The sequence below is a fragment of the Amycolatopsis coloradensis genome, assembly GCF_001953865.1.
Taxonomy (GTDB): domain Bacteria; phylum Actinomycetota; class Actinomycetes; order Mycobacteriales; family Pseudonocardiaceae; genus Amycolatopsis; species Amycolatopsis coloradensis.
On the sequence record NZ_MQUQ01000021.1, the window covers coordinates 226,583 to 244,508 of the forward strand.

At 68.3% G+C, this 17,926-nt stretch carries 10 protein-coding genes; 7 read left to right on the top strand and 3 right to left on the bottom strand.

Annotated elements, in window-relative coordinates; translation table 11 throughout:
- Window positions 1-116: 116 nt before the first annotated feature.
- A complete protein-coding gene (locus BS329_RS35435) occupies window positions 117-605 on the bottom strand; it encodes a hypothetical protein (protein ID WP_076167136.1) in 489 nt (162 codons plus the stop codon).
- 690 nt (window positions 606-1,295) lie between these two features.
- Here BS329_RS35435 and BS329_RS35445 point away from each other — a divergent pair.
- Genes BS329_RS35445 through BS329_RS35460 form a run of 4 tightly spaced genes read left to right on the top strand, consistent with a single transcriptional unit; the run spans window position 1,296 to window position 13,602 of the window.
- The gene (locus BS329_RS35445) at window positions 1,296-11,558 is read left to right on the top strand and encodes a non-ribosomal peptide synthetase (RefSeq protein WP_076167140.1); all 10,263 of its coding nucleotides are present in this window, start codon (window positions 1,296-1,298) and stop codon (window positions 11,556-11,558) included.
- Between the two features lie 3 nt (window positions 11,559-11,561).
- A complete protein-coding gene (locus BS329_RS35450; RefSeq protein ID WP_076167143.1) occupies window positions 11,562-11,771 on the top strand; it encodes an MbtH family protein in 210 nt (69 codons plus the stop codon).
- Window positions 11,771-12,805, top strand: coding sequence for an ATP-binding cassette domain-containing protein (locus BS329_RS35455; RefSeq protein WP_076167145.1), 1,035 nt, complete (start codon window positions 11,771-11,773; stop codon window positions 12,803-12,805). The genes BS329_RS35450 and BS329_RS35455 overlap by 1 nt, the downstream gene beginning before the upstream one ends.
- A complete protein-coding gene (locus BS329_RS35460; protein ID WP_076167147.1) occupies window positions 12,802-13,602 on the top strand; it encodes an ABC transporter permease in 801 nt (266 codons plus the stop codon). Before BS329_RS35455 ends, BS329_RS35460 begins: the two co-directional genes overlap by 4 nt.
- A 1,347-nt stretch (window positions 13,603-14,949) precedes the next feature.
- On the opposite strand, the gene BS329_RS44230 is transcribed toward BS329_RS35460, so the two are convergent.
- Window positions 14,950-15,345 (bottom strand): hypothetical protein, encoded by a 396-nt coding sequence (locus BS329_RS44230; RefSeq protein WP_208619326.1) that lies wholly within the window; start codon window positions 15,343-15,345, stop codon window positions 14,950-14,952.
- 364 nt (window positions 15,346-15,709) lie between these two features.
- Between BS329_RS44230 and BS329_RS35470 the strand changes: the two genes are divergently transcribed.
- Together BS329_RS35470 and BS329_RS35475 are read left to right on the top strand one after the other, a co-directional pair.
- Complete coding sequence (locus tag BS329_RS35470; RefSeq protein WP_244197418.1) at window positions 15,710-16,084, top strand: GNAT family N-acetyltransferase; 375 nt, start codon at window positions 15,710-15,712, stop codon at window positions 16,082-16,084.
- Window positions 16,085-16,197: 113 nt separating this feature from the next.
- Entirely contained in the window at window positions 16,198-16,539 is a 342-nt protein-coding gene (locus BS329_RS35475; protein WP_208619327.1) for a hypothetical protein, read from the top strand.
- Here the strand turns inward: BS329_RS35475 and BS329_RS35480 are convergent.
- The gene (locus BS329_RS35480) at window positions 16,511-17,041 is read right to left on the bottom strand and encodes a hypothetical protein (RefSeq protein WP_076167152.1); all 531 of its coding nucleotides are present in this window, start codon (window positions 17,039-17,041) and stop codon (window positions 16,511-16,513) included. The two genes, BS329_RS35475 and BS329_RS35480, sit on opposite strands and share 29 nt — an antisense overlap.
- 37 nt (window positions 17,042-17,078) lie before the next feature.
- Between BS329_RS35480 and BS329_RS35485 the strand changes: the two genes are divergently transcribed.
- Window positions 17,079-17,516 carry a MarR family winged helix-turn-helix transcriptional regulator gene (locus BS329_RS35485; RefSeq protein WP_084750596.1) on the top strand — a complete coding sequence of 146 codons (438 nt, stop codon included), beginning with the start codon at window positions 17,079-17,081 and terminating at the stop codon, window positions 17,514-17,516.
- Window positions 17,517-17,926 lie beyond the last annotated feature (410 nt).

Here is a 17,926-nt window from a genome sequence, read left to right on the forward strand (position 1 = left end):
CACAGCGCCACCACGGTCAGCGCTTGCGGCACGTCATGTACTCGACCTCAAGCCGCATCCCGGACCTGGCACGCAGCTGCGTGATGTCGATCTGCCGCGAGTGTAGGAGCAGTAACCTAAGCTGCCAGTCGCGCTCGGGCCGTGTTACGGAGTAGGGCGGCGCCTGTGGCGAGTGCCCCGGATTCCGCGACAGTGGTCACGCGCTCGATCAACGGGGGCGCACCGGTGTCCGGTGATTCGGGCAGTCCGATGCCGCATCCGACGAACAGCAGCACGATGCCGTGTTGTGTCGCCTCTGGAATCCAGTCGTGGGGCAGGTCGACGGGCACGTGGTCGAGTAGCGGCCAGTGGTGTGGCCAGTCCAGGGTCACCGCGCCGGTGTGGTCGATGAGGGCACGCCATCCAGGTGTCGGGACGGCGGCGAAGTGCCGGAGGTCGGTGGTCAGCTTCAAGCCGCGGGCGAGGACGACTCGGAACAACGCGTCGCGCATCATGACGTCACCATGTCGCCGATCGGGTGCTTCGCCTTCGAGGAACAATGCCGCGAAGCGTCCGTCGCGGCATGTCCAGAAGCCGGCCTGTAAGTGCAGCTCGGTGGAGACCATGATGTCGTGCCTGCTTCCGTTCGATCGGGCAGTCGCTCCACCCGTCAGGTGGCCAGCTGAGCTCCTTGTTCTCGACGATGCCGCCGAGGATCGGTCCGGAGTGTCGCGTCACCGCACCCCTTCGCTGAAGAACCACCGCCCCGCCCCTTCGATGATCGAGGTCACACCAGGTATTCGACGCCACCATGGGCAACGGCTTGCCCCCGTAACACAGCTGCAATCGACTCGGGGACTGTGCTCCCGGGACCGCGAAGACGTGGGACATCTCACGCCGAGCAAGCCGTCGGCGGGCTCACGACCGAATACAGGGCGATCACCAGTGGATCAGTGACGGACTGACGAAGATCGTCACACATACGAAGGAATGGATTCCTCATGAATTTCATGCAGTCGATCGTGAACCTGATCATCTCGGTCGGAAACATCAGCATCTTCTGATCGATCGGCGCGAAAACGCGCAAGGACAACTTCGGGCCGTGACCCGCCTTTCGGGCAGGTCACGGCTTTTGCTGTCCGGCAATGAGTTTCGTATCCATTACAGGAAGATCGATCTTCGGTCACCCATTGGTGCTACATGTCACCCGGACCAGTCCACCCGGTCGGATGGCCACGAATTTCCCGTGCACTCAGAGAGATGATCACCGGCACCCGATGCCGCCGGAAGTCATCGTCTAACGGAAGCGGGGTCTCGTGGTAGTCAGGCGCGAAAGCACACTGGAATTGTCCGCCGCACAGCGGGGAATCTGGTTCGCTCAACGACTTTCCCCGGGTAACCCGATGTTCACCATCGCGCAATATCTCGATATCGACGGCGCGGTCGATCACACCGCTCTGACCGCGGCGATCCGCCATGTCCTGCGGGAAACCGAGGCCTTGCGGCTCAGATTCACCGAAGTGGACGGAGAGCCGCGGCAGTTCGTCGCGCCACTGGGCGAATGGTCGCTTCCCGTCGTCGATCTGAGCGCCGAAGCGGATCCCGAGGGCGCCGCTCAGGAGTGGCTGCGCACGGACCTCGCGGCACCGCCGGAGGTGATCGGCGAGCGACTCTTCGCCGCGACGCTGCTGCGCCTTGGCCCCGCACGTTATTTCCTGTACCAGCGGGTCCACCATCTCCTCGTGGACGGCTACGGAGCGGCGCTCGTGCTCACCCGGGTCGCCGGCGGTTACCGCGCGCAGCAGCGCGGGGAGCCACTCGAACCAGCCGGTTTCGGTTCTCTGAAAGATCTTCTGGCCGAAGACAGCGCCTACTCGGAATCCGAGCGAAGCCGTGAGGACGCGCGGTACTGGCTGGACCGGTTCGCCGATCGTCCGGAAGCCACTGTGCTCACCGACTCGACCGCCCCGATGGACAGCGGCTTCCTTCAACACCGCGGCCGGCTCGACGTCGCGGAGGCGGAGGATCTGCGCGCCGCCGCGCGCGTGTCCCGCACCGACTGGGCACCGTTCGTCATCGCGGCCGCGGCCGCGTTCCTGCACCGGACCACCGGTGAGCGCGATGTGGTGCTGGGTCTGCCGGTGACCGCCCGGCGTACGCCGCTGCTGCGCGCGACCCCCGCAATGGTGTCCAATGTGGTCCCGTTGCGCCTGCGCGTGACCCCGTCGACCACGATGGCCGACCTGGTCAGGCAGACTTCACGCGAAGTGCGAAACGCGCTCAAGCACCAGCGCCATCGCGCCGAAGACCTGCGTCGTAACCTCGGATTGCCTCGTGCCCGGCGGCTGCACGGCCCGACGGTCAACATCCTCCCGTTCGATCCGCGGATCGAGTTCGGCTCGCACGGTGCGGCGATGCACAACCTCTCGGTCGGCCCGGTCGACGACCTGTCGATCGTGTTCCAGGGCATTTCGCCCGAGCACGGTATCCAGGTCACCTTCGACGCGAACCCTCGCCGTTATGACCAGGCCACCCTCGCCGGTCACCATGAGCGGTTCCTCCGGCTGCTACGAGCGGCCATCGCGGACCCCACGACGCCGCTGGCGCGAATCGATCTGCTCACCGTCGACGAACGCGACCTCGTGCTGAACCGGTGGAACGCCACCTCGACCGGAACAGCACCGGCGACCCTGCCCGAGTTGTTCGCCCGGCAGGCCGCGCGGTCCCCCGTCCGGATCGCCGTGAGCGATGGCACGAGCACCTACACTTTCGCCGAACTCGAGGCCCGGGTCGAGCAACTCGCCCGCGTCCTCGCTCATCGCGGCGTTGGGACCGGCCGGATCGTCGCCGTGGCCCTGCCCCGGTCCGCAGACACGATCACCGCCTTGCTGGCGGTTGCCCGGGCGAGCGGGGTCTATTTGCCCTTGGACGTGACACATCCGCCCGAGCGGCTCGCCGCCCTGCTGGCGGATACGAGCCCGGCTCTCGTCATCGCTCACAGCGAGACCGAAGCCCTGCTCCCCCAGGCTGATCTGGTCCTCGATCGCCTCGACCTGCCAAACGAATTCGGTACTGATCCGCAATCTCCCCAGCCCGCCGATCTCGCGTACCTGATCCATACGTCCGGTTCGACCGGCAGGCCGAAAGGCGTCGCCGTCGAGCATCAGGCGCTGGGCAACCTCTTCGAAAGCCACCGGCGTCGACTGTTCCCGGCAGGCCGCGCCGCCGCCGGCAAGGATGTCCTGCGCGTGGCCCATCTGTCCGGAGTGGCCTTCGACGCCGCCTGGGACCCCGTGCTCTGGCTGCTCGATGGCCACGAACTGCGGATGATGCCCGACTCCGTCCGCCGCGACTCCGAAGCGTGCGTCCGCTACCTGGCCGACGAAGCCATCGACTCCATCGAAACGACGCCGTCCTATGTACGGCAATTGCTCGCTTCCGGCCTGCTGGCCCTGCCCGGCCGCCATCCGAAGCTGGTCGCCCTCGGCGGGGAACCCGTCGACCCGGCACTGTGGACCGAACTGTCCGCGGGATCCCGGTTGCTGGCCGTCAACCTGTACGGACCGACAGAATCCACTGTGGACAGTGTGATGGTGGCGGTACAGTCCCATCGGGAACCGGTGATCGGAACCCCGGTGGACAACGTGCGCGCCTACGTTCTCGACTCGGCGCTGCAGCCCGTGGCACCCGGCGTGCCCGGCGAGCTGTACCTCGCCGGAGCCGGGCTCGCCCGCGGCTACCACGAGCGGACCGCACTGACCGCCGAACGCTTCGTGGCCAACCCCTTCGACGGCCCTGGCGAGCGGCTGTACCGAACCGGCGACCTGGTCCGTTGGTCTCACCACGGCGCGCTGGAGTTCCTCGGCCGCACCGACGACCAGGTCAAGATCCGCGGTTTCCGGATCGAGCCCGGCGAAGTCCAAGCCGCACTCACCGGGTACCCCGACGTCACGCAGGCGGCCGTGGTCGTCCACGGTTCCGGGGACACCGCCCGGTTGATCGCCTACGTCGTCTCCGACACCGACCCCGCGAGACTGCGGTTCCGGCTGGCTGAGGAGTTACCGAGTCACCTTGTCCCCCAGACCGTCGTCACGGTCCCGGCACTGCCGTTGACACCCAACGGAAAGCTCGACAAGGCACAGCTTCCCGAGCCGTCGGCGGTGACCTCCGGCCGCGCACCGGCCACCATCGCCGAGAAACGACTCTGCGCGGTCTTCGCCGAAAGCCTGGATGTCGCCGAAGTCGGCGTGGACGACGATTTCTTCGACCTCGGCGGGCACTCGCTTCTCGCCACCCGCGCGGTCGGCCGGATCCGCGCCGAACTCGGCGTCGAAGTGGCGATCCGGGACCTGTTCGAGGCGAGCACACCGGCACGGCTGGCCGATCGGCTGAGCGCGCGGGACGTCGCGCACCGACCCGTTCTGGCCCTGGCGACACGTGCCGCACGCGAGCCGCTTTCCTATGCCCAGCAACGACTCTGGTTCCTCGATCGGCTGAATCCGGGCGCGGCCGACTACCTCATGCCCATCGCCCTGCGGCTCGCCGGCACCGTCGACGTCGCCGCGCTGCGGCTCGCACTGGGCGACGTCGTCGCCCGGCACGAGAGCCTTCGGACGACTTTCGCCGAGCATGATGGTGAGCCGTACCAACGGATCCTGCCCATCGAGGCGGCCGGAATCGTCCTGGGCATCGAGGATGTCCCGGCTGGGCGGCTTGACGACAGGCTCAGCGAAGAGGCTGCCCGGGGATTCGACCTCGCCATCGAAGCCCCTCTGCGTGCGACGTTGCTGCGTCAGTCGGCCACCGAGCACGTGCTGCTTCTCGTGTTGCACCACATCGCCGGCGACGGCTGGTCGTTCGGGCCGCTGGCTCGCGACCTCGCCGTCTCCTACCAGCGGAGGTCCGCGGGTGAAGGCGCCGGGCTGCCGCCGCTCGCCGTGCAGTACGCCGACTATGCCCGCTGGCAGCGGGAACTCCTCGGTGACGAGAAGCTGGTGGAAAAGCAGCTCGCCCACTGGACCACCACGCTGGGCGACCTGCCCGCGGAGCTGCCTTTGCCCGCCGACCGGGCACGTCCCACCACGCCGTCCGGTGCCGGCGCGACGGTGCCGGTCCGGCTGCCCCGGCGCGTGCACACCGCGCTCACCAAGCTCGCGGCCCGGCACGGTGCGAGCCTGTTCATGGCCCTGCACGCCGGTTTCGCCGCGACGCTCGCGAAGTTCGGCGCGGGCGACGACATCGCCATCGGGACCCCGATCGCGGGCCGCGCCGAACCCGCTCTCGAAGACCTGATCGGGTTCTTCGTCAACACCCTTGTGCTGAGGACCGACCTCACCGGCGACCCCACCTTCACCGAGCTGATGTGGCGGGTGCGTGACGTCGACCTGGCCGCCTTCGAGCACCAGGACCTTCCCTTCGAGCGCGTCGTGGAGCAGCTGGCGCCCGAGCGGCTCCCTGGCCGGAACCCGCTGTTCCAAGTCCTGTTCACCCTCCAGAACAACCCGGCCCCGGTGATCGAGCTGGACGGGCTCCGGATCGCGGCGGGGCAGGCGGCGATCACGACGACCGCGAAGTTCGACCTCTCGCTGACCCTCACCGAGAACCACGACGCCGACGGCTGCCCGGCAGGGATCAGCGGTGACCTCGAGTTCAGCACCGATCTGTTCGACCGCGCGACCGCCGAGCGCCTGACGCGCGGACTGGTGACCTTGCTGGAGAACGTGCTGAACCGGCCGGACGCCCCGCTGCGCACCGCACCGGTGCTCGCCGACGACGAGCAGGCCCGGTTGCTCGCCCGATCGGCCGGGCATCGACGTCCGGTGCCCGTCACCACGCTGCCCGAACTGCTCGGGGCCACCGCCGCGCGGCATCCGGAGCGGACCGCGGTGGTCACCCCCGGCCGGCGGCTGACCTTCGCCCAACTCGACGAGCGCGCGACCCGGCTCGCCGGGGTGCTGACCGCCCACGGCGCCGGCGCCGGTCAGGTCGTCGCGGTGGCTCTTCCCCGCTCGGCCGACACCGTCGTGGCGCTGCTGGCCGTGCTGCGTGCCGGCGCCGTCTATCTCCCGGTCGACATCGAATACCCGGCCGACCGGATCGCCTACCTGCTCGACGACGCCCAGCCTGTCCTCCTGATCAGCACCTCCGACACGGCGGCCAGGCTCCCCTGCGCCGCGACCACAGTGCTGCTCGACGAGGAGGACGTGCTGGACGGTGAGAAGCGGCCGCCGAGCACGCCCGCGCCGGAGGACCCCGCCTACCTGCTCTACACCTCGGGTTCCACCGGGCTGCCCAAGGGCGTCGAGGTGGAGCACCGCAGCCTGGTCAACCTGCTGGAGAGCCACCGCACCGAGGTGTTCGGTCCGGCCACCGCCGCGGCAGGCCGCGGCGTCCTGCGGGTCGCGCACACCGCCGGGGTGGCCTTCGACGCTTCCTGGGACCCCATCCTCTGGCTCGCCGACGGGCACGAACTCCACGTGCTCGACGACGACACCCGCCGCGACCCCGAAGCCCTTCTCGGCTACCTCGGCCGGGAGCGGATCGACGCGATGGAGACCACGCCGTCCTACGTGCGGCAGTTGCTGGCGATGGGGCTGCTGACCGGCGAGCACCGGCCGGCCGTGCTGGCCCTCGGTGGCGAGGCCGTCGACGCGGCACTGTGGCGGGACCTCGCCGGCCATCCGGAGGTGCTGGCGTTCAACTTCTACGGTCCTACCGAGTCCACTGTGGACTCGGTGATCGCGCGGATGGCCGGGCAGCAGGTCCCGGTGATCGGTACCGGGATCGCCAACATCGGCACCTATGTGCTCGACGCCGCACTCCGGCCGGTGCCGACCGGTGTCACCGGCGAGCTGTACCTCGACGGCGCGGGCCTGGCCCGCGGCTACCGAGGCCGTCCCGCGCTCACCGCGGAACGGTTCGTCGCCAACCCGTTCTCCGGTAACGGCGCCCGGATGTACCGGACGGGTGATCGTGTCCGGTGGACCGCCGACGGCGACCTGGAATTCGCCGGCCGCGCCGACGACCAAGTCAAGATCCGCGGCTTCCGGGTCGAACCCGGCGAGATCGAAGCGGTCCTGACCGGGACCGGCGCGGCCTCGGCCGCCGCGGTGGTCGTCGACCGGACTCCGGCGGGCGCCGATCGCCTGGTCGGCTATGTGACACCCGGTACCGCCGACGTCGCCGAACTGCGCCGTCGGGCGGCCGACGCGCTGCCCGGCTACATGGTTCCGCAGGTGATCGTCGCGATGCCCGAGCTTCCGTTGACTCCCAACGGAAAGCTCGACAAGGCGAAACTTCCCGACCCCGGGTTCGGCACCGGTGTCCCCACGCGGCGCACCAGCACTGGGCTCGAGGCCGAACTGTGTGAGGTGTTCGCCGACGTGCTCGGAGTGGCCGAGGTCGGCCCCGACGACGACTTCTTCGCGCTGGGCGGGCATTCGCTGCTGGTGACCCGGCTGGTCAGCCGGTTGCGTTCGCGGTTCGGCGCGGAGGTGGCCATCCGGACCGTGTTCGAGGCCGCCACTCCCGCCACTCTCGCCACCCGGGTCGGCGACGGCCCCACTCCCCGTGCCCGGCTTCGGCGCCGGGAACGCCCGGACCGTGTCCCGCTGTCGTTCGCGCAGCGTCGGATGTGGTTCCTCAACAGCTTCGAAGGCACCGGAGCCGGCTACCACATCCCCATGGTGCTGCGCTTGCGCGGCGCTCTCGACCGGACGGCGCTGACCGCCGCGCTGCGTGACGTCGTCGAGCGGCACGAGAGCCTGCGGACCGTCTTCCCCGTGGCGGACGGTGTCCCGCACCAGCGGCTCGTGCCGATGGCGGAGATCCCCGCGGATCTGCCACTGCTTGGGCCCGATGCCGCCGCGCTCGGCGAAACGATCGCCGCGTACGCCGCGACGCCGTTCGCTCTGGAAACCGACCTGCCGCTCCGCGCGGCGCTGGTACCGGTCGCGGAGGACGAGCACCTGCTCGTGCTCGTCGCGCACCACATCGCCAGCGACGGCTGGTCGACCGCTCCGCTGGCCAGGGACCTGGCCGCCGCCTACACCGCGCGGCTGGAGGGCCGGAGCGCCGAGGTGGTCCCGTTGCCGGTCCAGTATCCGGATTACGCGCTGTGGCAACAGGAACTGCTCGGCTCCGAGGAGGACACGGAAAGCCCGTTGCGACGACAGCTCGCTTACTGGCGCGACGCGTTGGCCGGTCTGCCCGAGGAACTGACGCTGCCCCATGACCGGCCTCGTCCGGCCGAGTCGAGCTATACCGGTGGCATCGTCCGGCTCGACCTGCCCGCCGAGATCCACGGTCGGCTAGCGAGGTTCGCGGCCGCCGAGGGCGCGAGCCTGTTCATGGTGCTGCACGCGGGCCTGGCGACGCTGCTGTCGAGGCTGGGCGGCGGAACCGATGTCCCGATCGGCACGCCGGTGGCGGGCCGGACGGACGAACAACTGGACGACCTCGTCGGCTTCTTCGTCAACACCCTGGTGTTGCGGACCGACCTGTCCGGCACGCCCGGCTTCGCCGAGTTGGTGCGCCGGGTCCGCGCGGTGGACCTCGCCGCTTTCGACCATCAGGACATCCCGTTCGAGCGAGTCGTCGAAGAGGTCGCGCCTGTCCGCACCCTCAACCGCCACCCGCTGTTCCAGGTGATGCTCACGCTGCAGAACACCGCGCCGGTGCGGCTCGAACTACCGGGTCTCGAGGTGTCGGTCGCCGAGCACGCCGAAGTCGCGGCGGCGAAGTTCGACCTCTCGTTGTCACTGGCTGAGCGGCGAGACGACGCCGGAAATCCGGCCGGGCTCTCGGGGACGATCGAGTACAGCGCCGATCTGTTCGACCGCGCGACCGCGGATCGTCTCGGCGGATGGCTGCGGAAGTTGCTCGAAGCCGCCCTCGACGATCCGGCCAGGCCGGTCGCCGAACTGGACCTGTTGAGCACGGGCGAGGTCGAGGCCGTCCTCGAAACGTGGAACGACACCCGGCGCGCACTTCCGCCGGAGACCATCACCACGGCCTTCGAACGCCGAGCCGGAGAGCCCACCGCGGTGGTCGCGGCCGACGGCGCACTGACGACGTCCGAGCTCAACGCCGGTGCGAACCGGCTCGCCCGGTTACTGCGGCAGCGCGGCATCGGCGCCGGGCACACCGTCGCCGTCGCGGTGCCGCGCTCGGTCGGCACCATGGTCGCCCTGCTGGGTGTCCTCAAGTCCGGCGCCGCGTACCTGCCGATCGACCTGAGTTACCCGGCCGACCGGATCGCCTACATGCTCGCCGACTCCGCCCCCGCCGTCGTGCTCACGACGTCCGATGTGGACGGTCTGCCGTCCGTCGGCGAACGCCTGGTGCTCGACGCGCCCGAGATCAGGGCGGCACTGGCCGGGTTCCGGTACGAGAACCTCTCCGACGCCGAACGCCTGCGCCCACTCTCTGCCCGGCAACCGGCTTATGTCATCTACACGTCGGGCTCGACCGGACGGCCGAAGGGCGTCGTCGTCGAGCACCGGTCGCTGACCAACCTTCTACGCCACCACGAAGAGACGGTGTTCGCCCCCGCCGCGAAACGACTCGGGGACCGGCGGCTGCGAGTCGCGCTGACCGCGGCGGTCGCCTTCGACGCGTCCTGGGATCCGGTGCTGTGGATGATCGCCGGCCATGAACTCCACATCGTCGACGACGACACCCGCCGTGACGCCGGGGCCCTTGTCGAGTACCTGCGTGACGAGCGGATCGACGCCATCGAGACGACACCGTCCTACCTCCGGCAACTGATGGCCGCCGGGCTGTTCGGCTCCGGCCACCGGCCGTCGGTCGTGGCCCTCGGCGGGGAAGCGGTCGACGACGGGCTGTGGACCCGGCTACGCGCCGAACCCGGTCTCACCGCTTACAACTTCTACGGCCCCACCGAGTCCACTGTGGACTCCATCGTCGCGGCCATGGACGAGCGGAACCGGCCGGGGATCGGCAAACCGGTGCACAACACCCGCGCCTACGTCCTCGATGCCCGGCTCCGGCCGGTGCCCGCCGGGGTGCCGGGCGAGCTGTACCTGTCCGGAACCGGTGTCGCCCGCGGCTACCTCAACCAGACCCGGCTGACCGCGGAGCGGTTCGTCGCCGACCCCTACGGCGACACCGGCGATCGGATGTACCGCACCGGCGACCTCGCCCGTTGGACCGATGACGCGAACCTGGAGTTCCTGGGCCGCGCCGACGACCAGGTCAAGCTCCGCGGTTTCCGGATCGAGCCGGGTGAGATCGCCGCGCTGCTGGAAGCGGATCCGGCGGTCGACGAAGCGGCCGTCGTGATCAAGGGCGCCGAACCGGCCACCCGGCGGCTGGTCGCCTACCTCGTCCCGGCCACCACGGTGCCGAGCCCGGACCGGCTGCGCGCCCGTCTCGCCGGACAGGTGCCGGAGTACATGGTGCCCTCGGCGTTCGTCCCGCTCGACCGGCTCCCACTCACCCCGAACGGGAAACTGGACCACCGGGCCCTGCCCGAGCCTTCGGACCCCGGTACCGGCTCACGCGGGCCGAGGTCACCCCGCGAAGACCTGCTCTGCAAACTCTTCGCCGAGACGCTCGAACTGCCGCGGGTCGGCATCGACGACGGCTTCTTCGAACTCGGCGGGCACTCGCTGCTGGCCAGCGGGCTGATCACCCGCGTCCGCGCGGCCTTCGGGGTCGACCTGCCGATCCGGCGGCTGTTCGAGCATCCGACCGTGGCGGGACTCGCGACCGTGCTGGACGAGAGGACCGACGGCAGCGACCTCGACATCCTCCTTCCGTTGCGTACCACCGGAAACCGTCCGCCGCTGTTCTGCGTGCACCCCGCCAGCGGGTTGTCGTGGAGCTACTCGGGACTCCTCAAACACCTCGCCCCGGAACAGCCGTTGTACGGCCTACAGTCCCGCAAGCTCACCGATCCCGGTCACGACCCGGCGAGCATCTCGGAGATCGCGGCCGACTACGTCGGACACATCCGCTCGATCCAGCCCCACGGGCCGTACCACGTCCTCGGCTGGTCCTTCGGCGGCAATCTCGCTCACGAAGTCGTCGCGCAACTGGAGGCCGCCGGTGCGGAGATCGGGCTGCTGACCGTGCTGGACGCCTACCCGCAGGCGCCACAGGACGGGCTGGACACGGCGAGCGAAGCGGAGATGTTCGCCGCGCTCCTGCACAACCAGGGCCATCCGGTGCCCGCCGGCGTGTCGCTCGACCGGGCAAGCGTTCTCGAGCATTACCGCGAGATCGGCAACCCGATCGGCAGCCTGACCGAAGACGCCCTCGGCGGCATGATCGGCGCCTTCGTCAGCCAAGCCCGGCTGATGGGCGACTTCGTGCCGAGCCCGGTGGAGGCGGACGTGCTGTTCTTCACCGCCACCCGCGACCGCGACCCGCACGGCCCGGTCCTCGCGGACTGGATGCCCTATCTCAGCGGCGACGTCGAGAACCACGACGTCGATGTCGCCCACGCCCAGCTCACCCAGCCGGACGCCCTGGCCCGGATCGGGCCGATCCTCGCCGAGCGCCTCGCCGACCGGCAACCCCGCCCCGACCAGCCACGAGCCAAGACAGGGAATTGAACGATGACCAACCCCTTCGAATCCACCGACGAGCAGTACCTCGTGTTGACCAACCACGAGAACCAGCACTCGCTGTGGCCCGATTTCGCCGACATCCCGTCAGGCTGGACGACGGCCTTCGGCCCCGACGAACGCCAGGCGTGCCTCGACTTCGTCGAACGGAACTGGACCGACATCACCCCGCGAAGTCTGCTGCGCGAGGAGAAGCCCTGATGGCCGCGGAACCCGCGATCCGGCTCGAAGGACTGCGGAAGACCTTCGGCCCCAAGACCGCACTCGACGGAATCGACCTGGACATGCCGGCCGGTGCGGTGTTCGGTCTCCTGGGTCCCAACGGTGCCGGGAAGACCACCGCCGTCCGGATCATCACCACCCTGCTGCGCCCGGACAGCGGCCGCGCCCTCGTGGCCGGGGCCGACGTCGTCCGTGAACCGGACCGGGTCCGCCGGTCCATCGGGGTGTCCGGGCAGTACGCCGCCGTCGACGACAAGCTCACCGGCTTCGAGAACCTCTACCTCGTCGCGAAGCTCTACGGCATGCGGCGGCGAACGGCCTCCACGACCGCACGCGACCTGCTGAGCCGATTCCACCTCGACGACGCCGCCGACCGCCTCGCCGCCACCTACTCCGGCGGGATGCGCAGACGCCTCGACCTGGCGGGCGCGCTAGTCGCCGCTCCCCCGGTCGTCGTGCTCGACGAACCCACGACCGGCCTGGACCCGCAAAGCCGCCTCGACACCTGGGACATCGTGGGCGAACTCGTCCGGGAAGGCACCACCGTCCTGCTCACCACGCAGTACCTGGAAGAGGCCGACCAGCTGGCCGACCGGATCGCGGTCATCGCCGAAGGCAGGGTCGTCGCCGAAGGCACCAGCGACGAACTCAAGAGCGCCACCGGCGGGGAACGGATCGAACTGGTCACCGCCGACGCTCGCGATCTGGCCGCGGCACACCGTGTCCTGGCCGCCGTCAGCGGTACTCCACCGGCCCTGGACCGCCGCGCCCGGAGGCTCGAAGTCACCGTCGGCGCCGGGCAGAACGGCCAGCACGCCCTCGCCACCGTGGCCGCCAGGCTCACCAGCGAAGGAATCCACGTACTCGACCTCGGACTGCGCCGCGCCACGCTCGACGATGTCTTCCTGGCGCTGACCCGGCGTGCGCCGGACGGTGACACCGCCGTGCTGCCGCGGATCACCGACTGGCCGCCGAACTCGGGCGACCTCGACCGGAAAGAGGTACGCGCGTGACCGTCCTGACCCGGGTCGCCCGCGACAGCGGCTCCCTCGCCTGGCGCAACCTGCTCACCATCCGGCGCACACCCGGCTCGATCTTCGCCAGCATCCTGCAGCCGATCATGTTCGTACTGCTGCTGGGCTACGTCTTCGGCGGCAGCCTCGGGGGCGACGCCTACCGCGAATTCATCATGGGCGGCATCTTCGCCCAAACCGTCACCTTCAACGCCTCCTTCACCACCATCGGCCTCGCCAACGACCTCCAGAAGGGCATCGTCGACCGGTTCCGCTCCCTGCCGATGTCCCGCGTCGCGGTGATGCTCGGCCGGACCACCTCCGACCTGACCACCAGCGTCGTCAGCCTGCTCGTCACCAGCCTCTGCGGACTCGCGATCGGCTGGCGCATCCGCGGCAGCATCCTCGACGCCGTCCTGGCCTACCTGCTGATCCTGCTGTTCGCCTTCGCGATGTCCTGGGTCGGCGCCTTCATCGGCCTGGTCGCCCGCAGCGTCGAAGTCGCCCAAAGCCTCGGCCTCATCTGGCTCTTCCCCGCCACGTTCATCTCCTCCGGCTTCGTCTCCGTGGCCGCCATGCCCGAACCGCTGGCGACGATCGCGGAATGGAACCCCATCACCGCACTGGCCAACGCGACCAGAACCCTGTTCGCCAACCCGACCCCGGCCGCGCTCCCCCAGCCCGACGCCTGGCCCGCCCAGCACGCGGCCCTCTACACCACGCTCTGGGCGGTAGGCCTCATCGCGCTGTTCATGGCGCTGTCGGTCCACCGGTACCGGCGCGTCACCACCCGATGAGCTCAGTCGTCGCAGTGTGGGCGAGCCGAACAGGTCGGCGATGTCTTCGCCGTCGAACCTGGCAATCTTCGCCCGTGGACTTCGTCCCGCGTCGTAGGCGTTCGAGGGCGTAGAGACCACCGAGGCGGAACGGAGCTTTGTCGGAGCCGAGCTGCTCGACGGCCTTCGTGTACAGCTCGGGGTTATCCGACGCTCGAGTGCGTCGACGCGGGCTTCGTCGGCGACGGGTTCCTGGTGTTCCTGGGTGGCCAAGGCGACGGCCTGCTGGTGGGCGAGGGTGCGTTCGCGGTTGTCGAGGTCGGCTTCGGTGGTGCCGCCGCTGCCCAAGCCGATTTTCAGAGCGTCCAGTCGTGCCTTCACCAGGGTCTGCGCCGGTGAGTCCAGCCACCACAGCACGATCACCGCGCCCGCGGTGACGATCGTGATCACGAGGGCGGTCGTCCACATCGCGGCCGGAGTCAGCTCCCGCAGCCGTCTTCCCGTCGCGGATACCGGGGTGCTGGTGCTGGGCGCGGACCGCGCATCGTCGGTCATGACCTTCGGCGTCGCGGACACCAGCGAAGGCGTTGCGGAAATCGGCAGGGATGTTGCAGAGCCCGGGCACGCCCGACCGCTCACACGGCGGGGAAAGCATCAGCGTGCCATGGGCCCGCTGAGGCTAGCTGGACACGAACTTCGGCACAGCAGAACAAACGGAGACGAAACGGAACCCAATCGCGGTCAACGCCGAGGTGACCATGCCACAGAGATATCGTCATCCTCGCTGGTCAGCAGGGATGTTGGTGTGGTGGGCCGCCTGGGGCTCGAACTCAAAACCTACGGATTAAAAGTCCGCAGCTCTACCATGTCAGCCCGTGTCATTAGGCACCAAATTCTGCTGTTTTGTGCAGTCAGCGCCTATTTTCCCAGCGCTGGGTGCCACCTCGTGTCGGCCAGTGTCAGGCTCTACGTCGGCAACGGAGCCCAATCGGAGACGACGCGCGTGTTTCGTCGGCCCTCGCTCCACTCGTGATACCGAGCCCTGCGCAAGTGCGTGGGCGCGGTTCTCGGTCAAGAGCTGGCGGTGGTGAGTGTCGTGCTGACTGGCGCTGCCGCGCAGAGTCCTGATCTCGCTCACCACTATCCTGAGAACGCTTGGCATGGTGAACCTTCGACTGGCACGTCTGTCCTCAGCGCGCAGTCGAAAGATGTGAACAGGTGAGTGGGACCCCACACCTGGCGACGCTCCATCCCTTCTGGGTGGTGGGTGTCCACTGGGCTCGACACGCCGGGACCAGGCCTCCCGTGGCGTGAGTTTCTATACAGATAAGTGCCCGCTGACCAAGTGTCTCCGCAGGCAGACGCCTCTTATGAGCCCTTGCCGCTGGCGTCAAGCGTGCGATACTGCGTTGCAGTGCCGCACTGCAACGCAGTGGCGGGCACGAGAGAGGGGCCGCTTCCGCGTTTGCCACTGCGCAAACGTTCAATCCGCTTACGAAACGCGTTTAGCTTCAGTGAACCGGTACCGGGGCGCGCATGCAGATCATGACTGCGATGGTCGAACAACAGTCCCCCGGCGGGGACCATGCGCTCCAGAACACGGATGGCGCGGACAACCGAGGCGATGGCGACCCAGGGAACGTCGCGCTCAACACCGGCGGATTGGTGATTCCCCTGTCCGTCGGTGGCGCTCTTGTACTCGTGGCTGCGGATCAGGTGTCGTGAGACCTTGCCGCCGGCGGCGGGTTCGGGGCCGGGCAGCACCCGGCCGTAAACCCAGGACTACTGGTGGAAGGTACTTATTCCAGCCATGCACTACTCCTCACCGGAGACGAGGACTTGACCGGCGTTGGCATCGTGGTCGAGGATGGCAGCGCCGGCTGCTGCGCACACCGTCGTGCGTCGTCGGCTCCTGCCGTCGCTCGAACGTCCTCTTCTGCCGAGTTGAGGACGTCCTCTGAGACAATGCCGGTATGCCGCTACCGCCTGTTCTGGACACCTTGGAGACAGATCGCCTCATCCTTCGGCATCGCAGAGTGGGCGAGGCCACCATCTATCACAGTTGTGGACTGAGCGGGATATGCGGGTGCCGCCGCATCGGCGGATAAATCCCGAGGGCCGACCGACCGTGGCGGACATCGCGGCGCAGGTGCGCGCAGAGCGTGAGAATTCGGGGCCAGGGCTTCTGGCGGTGGAGCGGAAGGGCACAGCCGACGTCATCGGGTATTGCGGGCTGATCTTTCAGGGGAACGGGTCGCCCGACGAGCCGGAGTTGGCCTACGAGTTGCTGCGCGCGGCTCACGGTTGCGGTTACGCAACTGAAGCAAGTCGGGCCGTGGTCACATGGGCCAGCGAGGCGCGCTACCAACGGTTGTGGGCAACAGTCTGGCACTGGAATGTCGCGTCGCGGCGGGTCCTGAAGAAGCTCGGGTTCCGCGAAACGGGACGGGTGGAGCCCGACTCCGTCCACGGCCACAGTCTGCTGACCGTACGAGAGTTTTGAACGGTGCCGATGGTGGATCCGCATCCGCACGTCATCGCGGCCGCGTCCATCCCCGGCGACACATTGCGATCCCTTCAACGCACTCTTCTGCCGCAGGTCGTGCGTCTCGGCAAATGTCCGCTCGTGCCGATGTGCGCATGGTCCTCGTCGCCGACTACGTGATGCAATACCTGCTCCGCCTCCCGACGAACTCGAGCGACGTGACCGTCGGCTACGTCGAGACGATCGCGGTCTGCTCGACGATCAGCGCGGACCTCACGCTCGTTGCCGCTGTGCTGCTGATCCGGGTGGTCCGCCAGATCACCGAGTGTCTGCTCATTCCCTCGGTGGCCAGCAATGTGTCCCTGGGCGGGAGACCGCGCTCGGTGGCGGCAAATTCGCTCTGCTATCCATCGGTTCACTACGGGAGTCGAGCGGTCAGCGGCATCAACCACCGACCGTGCGGGTGGCCGTGAAACGTTGCCGGACGAACGGTGTCCCGTTCGGCAACGTTTCTTCCGCCCGCCAGGAGAAGCTCTCGGTGGTGAGATCCGTGAAGATCCAACGCCGCTGAACGCCGTCCGTGTCGGCCTCGATTTCGAAGCCGTTCTCGGTCTGCTTCCCCACGAAGGGGATCACCCAGCCCCTGCCCGGTCCGAGCCAAGTCGAACGAAACGCGTCGATCCCCGGATCGTAGAACCGTAAACTCATCCCCCACTCGCCATCGGTATCACTGTCACCCTCGACGCGGCTCGCCCTCGACGGGCTGATCCAGATGTCGGTCACCGCGCGACCGTCCAGTGCCCAACCGAAATGCCACTCCGCGTCAGTGGTCCGAACGCCGCCGTTCTCGTCGTAGTCGCGCACCACCAGGTCCCAGCTTCCGATCAGCGGCTCGAACACGGCAAGGCGTGCGGCGAGTTCCGGCCGCGGCCTTGCCGAGGTGAAGACGGCGGCGACCCGTTCAGTGACGTCCATACCACCAGAATGAGCAATTGACCGTATGCTGTCAACCATGTCCGAGCTGGTGCACGAGTACCGACTACTGATCGCCGACGTCTATGAACTGGCCGGGGTGAGCCGCCGAAGCAGTGAACGGGAAGCCGCCGACCAGGGCACAACGGTCGCACGCTGGCACGTGCTGAGCACAGTGTCGGAACAGCCCCTCCCTGTTCCAGCGATAGCGCGCCGCCTCGGGCAGGTCCGCCAAGGGGTGCAGCGAGTTGTGGACGAACTCACCGAAGTCGGCCAGCTGCGCACGGAGCCGAATCCCGCGCACCGCCGCTCGCCCCTCTACGCCCTCACACCGGACGGAGCACGCCTGCTGGAACAACTGTGGACGGCCAGCGAATCACCCCGGCTCACCTTGCTTGAGGACAGCGGTGTCAACGCCGAAGACCTACGCCGAGCACGCGACACATTGCGCCGTCTGTCCAACGCGCCAAACCCGTGATGGCGATACGTCAGCCAGTTCGCCGTCCTGCCGATCCTGGTCCGCGACTTCCTTCATGGTCTACAGTGGATCGCCGGAGCCGCGATCACGATCGGGGTGGCCTTTCACTCCCGATCTGATTCCTCCGCTGACGATGTTGGTTCGACAGGTCGGCAGACAACATCCAGTTGGCTTGCCGGAACCACTGCGTCGGAGTCGAGCGGCACACCCGGCTCGTCAACTGAAGCTGGGAGCAGGGGCATTGAGATCACCAGGGAGGTACGGCGCCCAGACCGCGCCGGTAGTGTCGCGCTTGTAATTGGCGATCTTCTTGATCTCGCGGCGTTCCGGGATGGTGAATATCTTGGGCCGGCCGCCCTTGTGCTTCTAGTGCCTCATCAAGAAACGTTGACGTCGTAACCGTGTCGCGT

Excerpts from the sequence above, each read along its gene's own strand:
- BS329_RS35435 (WP_076167136.1), bottom strand. The coding sequence starts at position 605 with ATGGTCTCCACCGAGCTGCACTTACAGGCCGGCTTCTGGACATGCCGC.
- BS329_RS35450 (WP_076167143.1), top strand. The coding sequence starts at position 11,562 with ATGACCAACCCCTTCGAATCCACCGACGAGCAGTACCTCGTGTTGACC.
- BS329_RS35455 (WP_076167145.1), top strand. The coding sequence starts at position 11,771 with ATGGCCGCGGAACCCGCGATCCGGCTCGAAGGACTGCGGAAGACCTTC.
- BS329_RS35475 (WP_208619327.1), top strand. The coding sequence starts at position 16,198 with ATGTCCGCTCGTGCCGATGTGCGCATGGTCCTCGTCGCCGACTACGTG.
- BS329_RS35480 (WP_076167152.1), bottom strand. The coding sequence starts at position 17,041 with ATGGACGTCACTGAACGGGTCGCCGCCGTCTTCACCTCGGCAAGGCCG.
- BS329_RS35485 (WP_084750596.1), top strand. The coding sequence starts at position 17,079 with ATGTCCGAGCTGGTGCACGAGTACCGACTACTGATCGCCGACGTCTAT.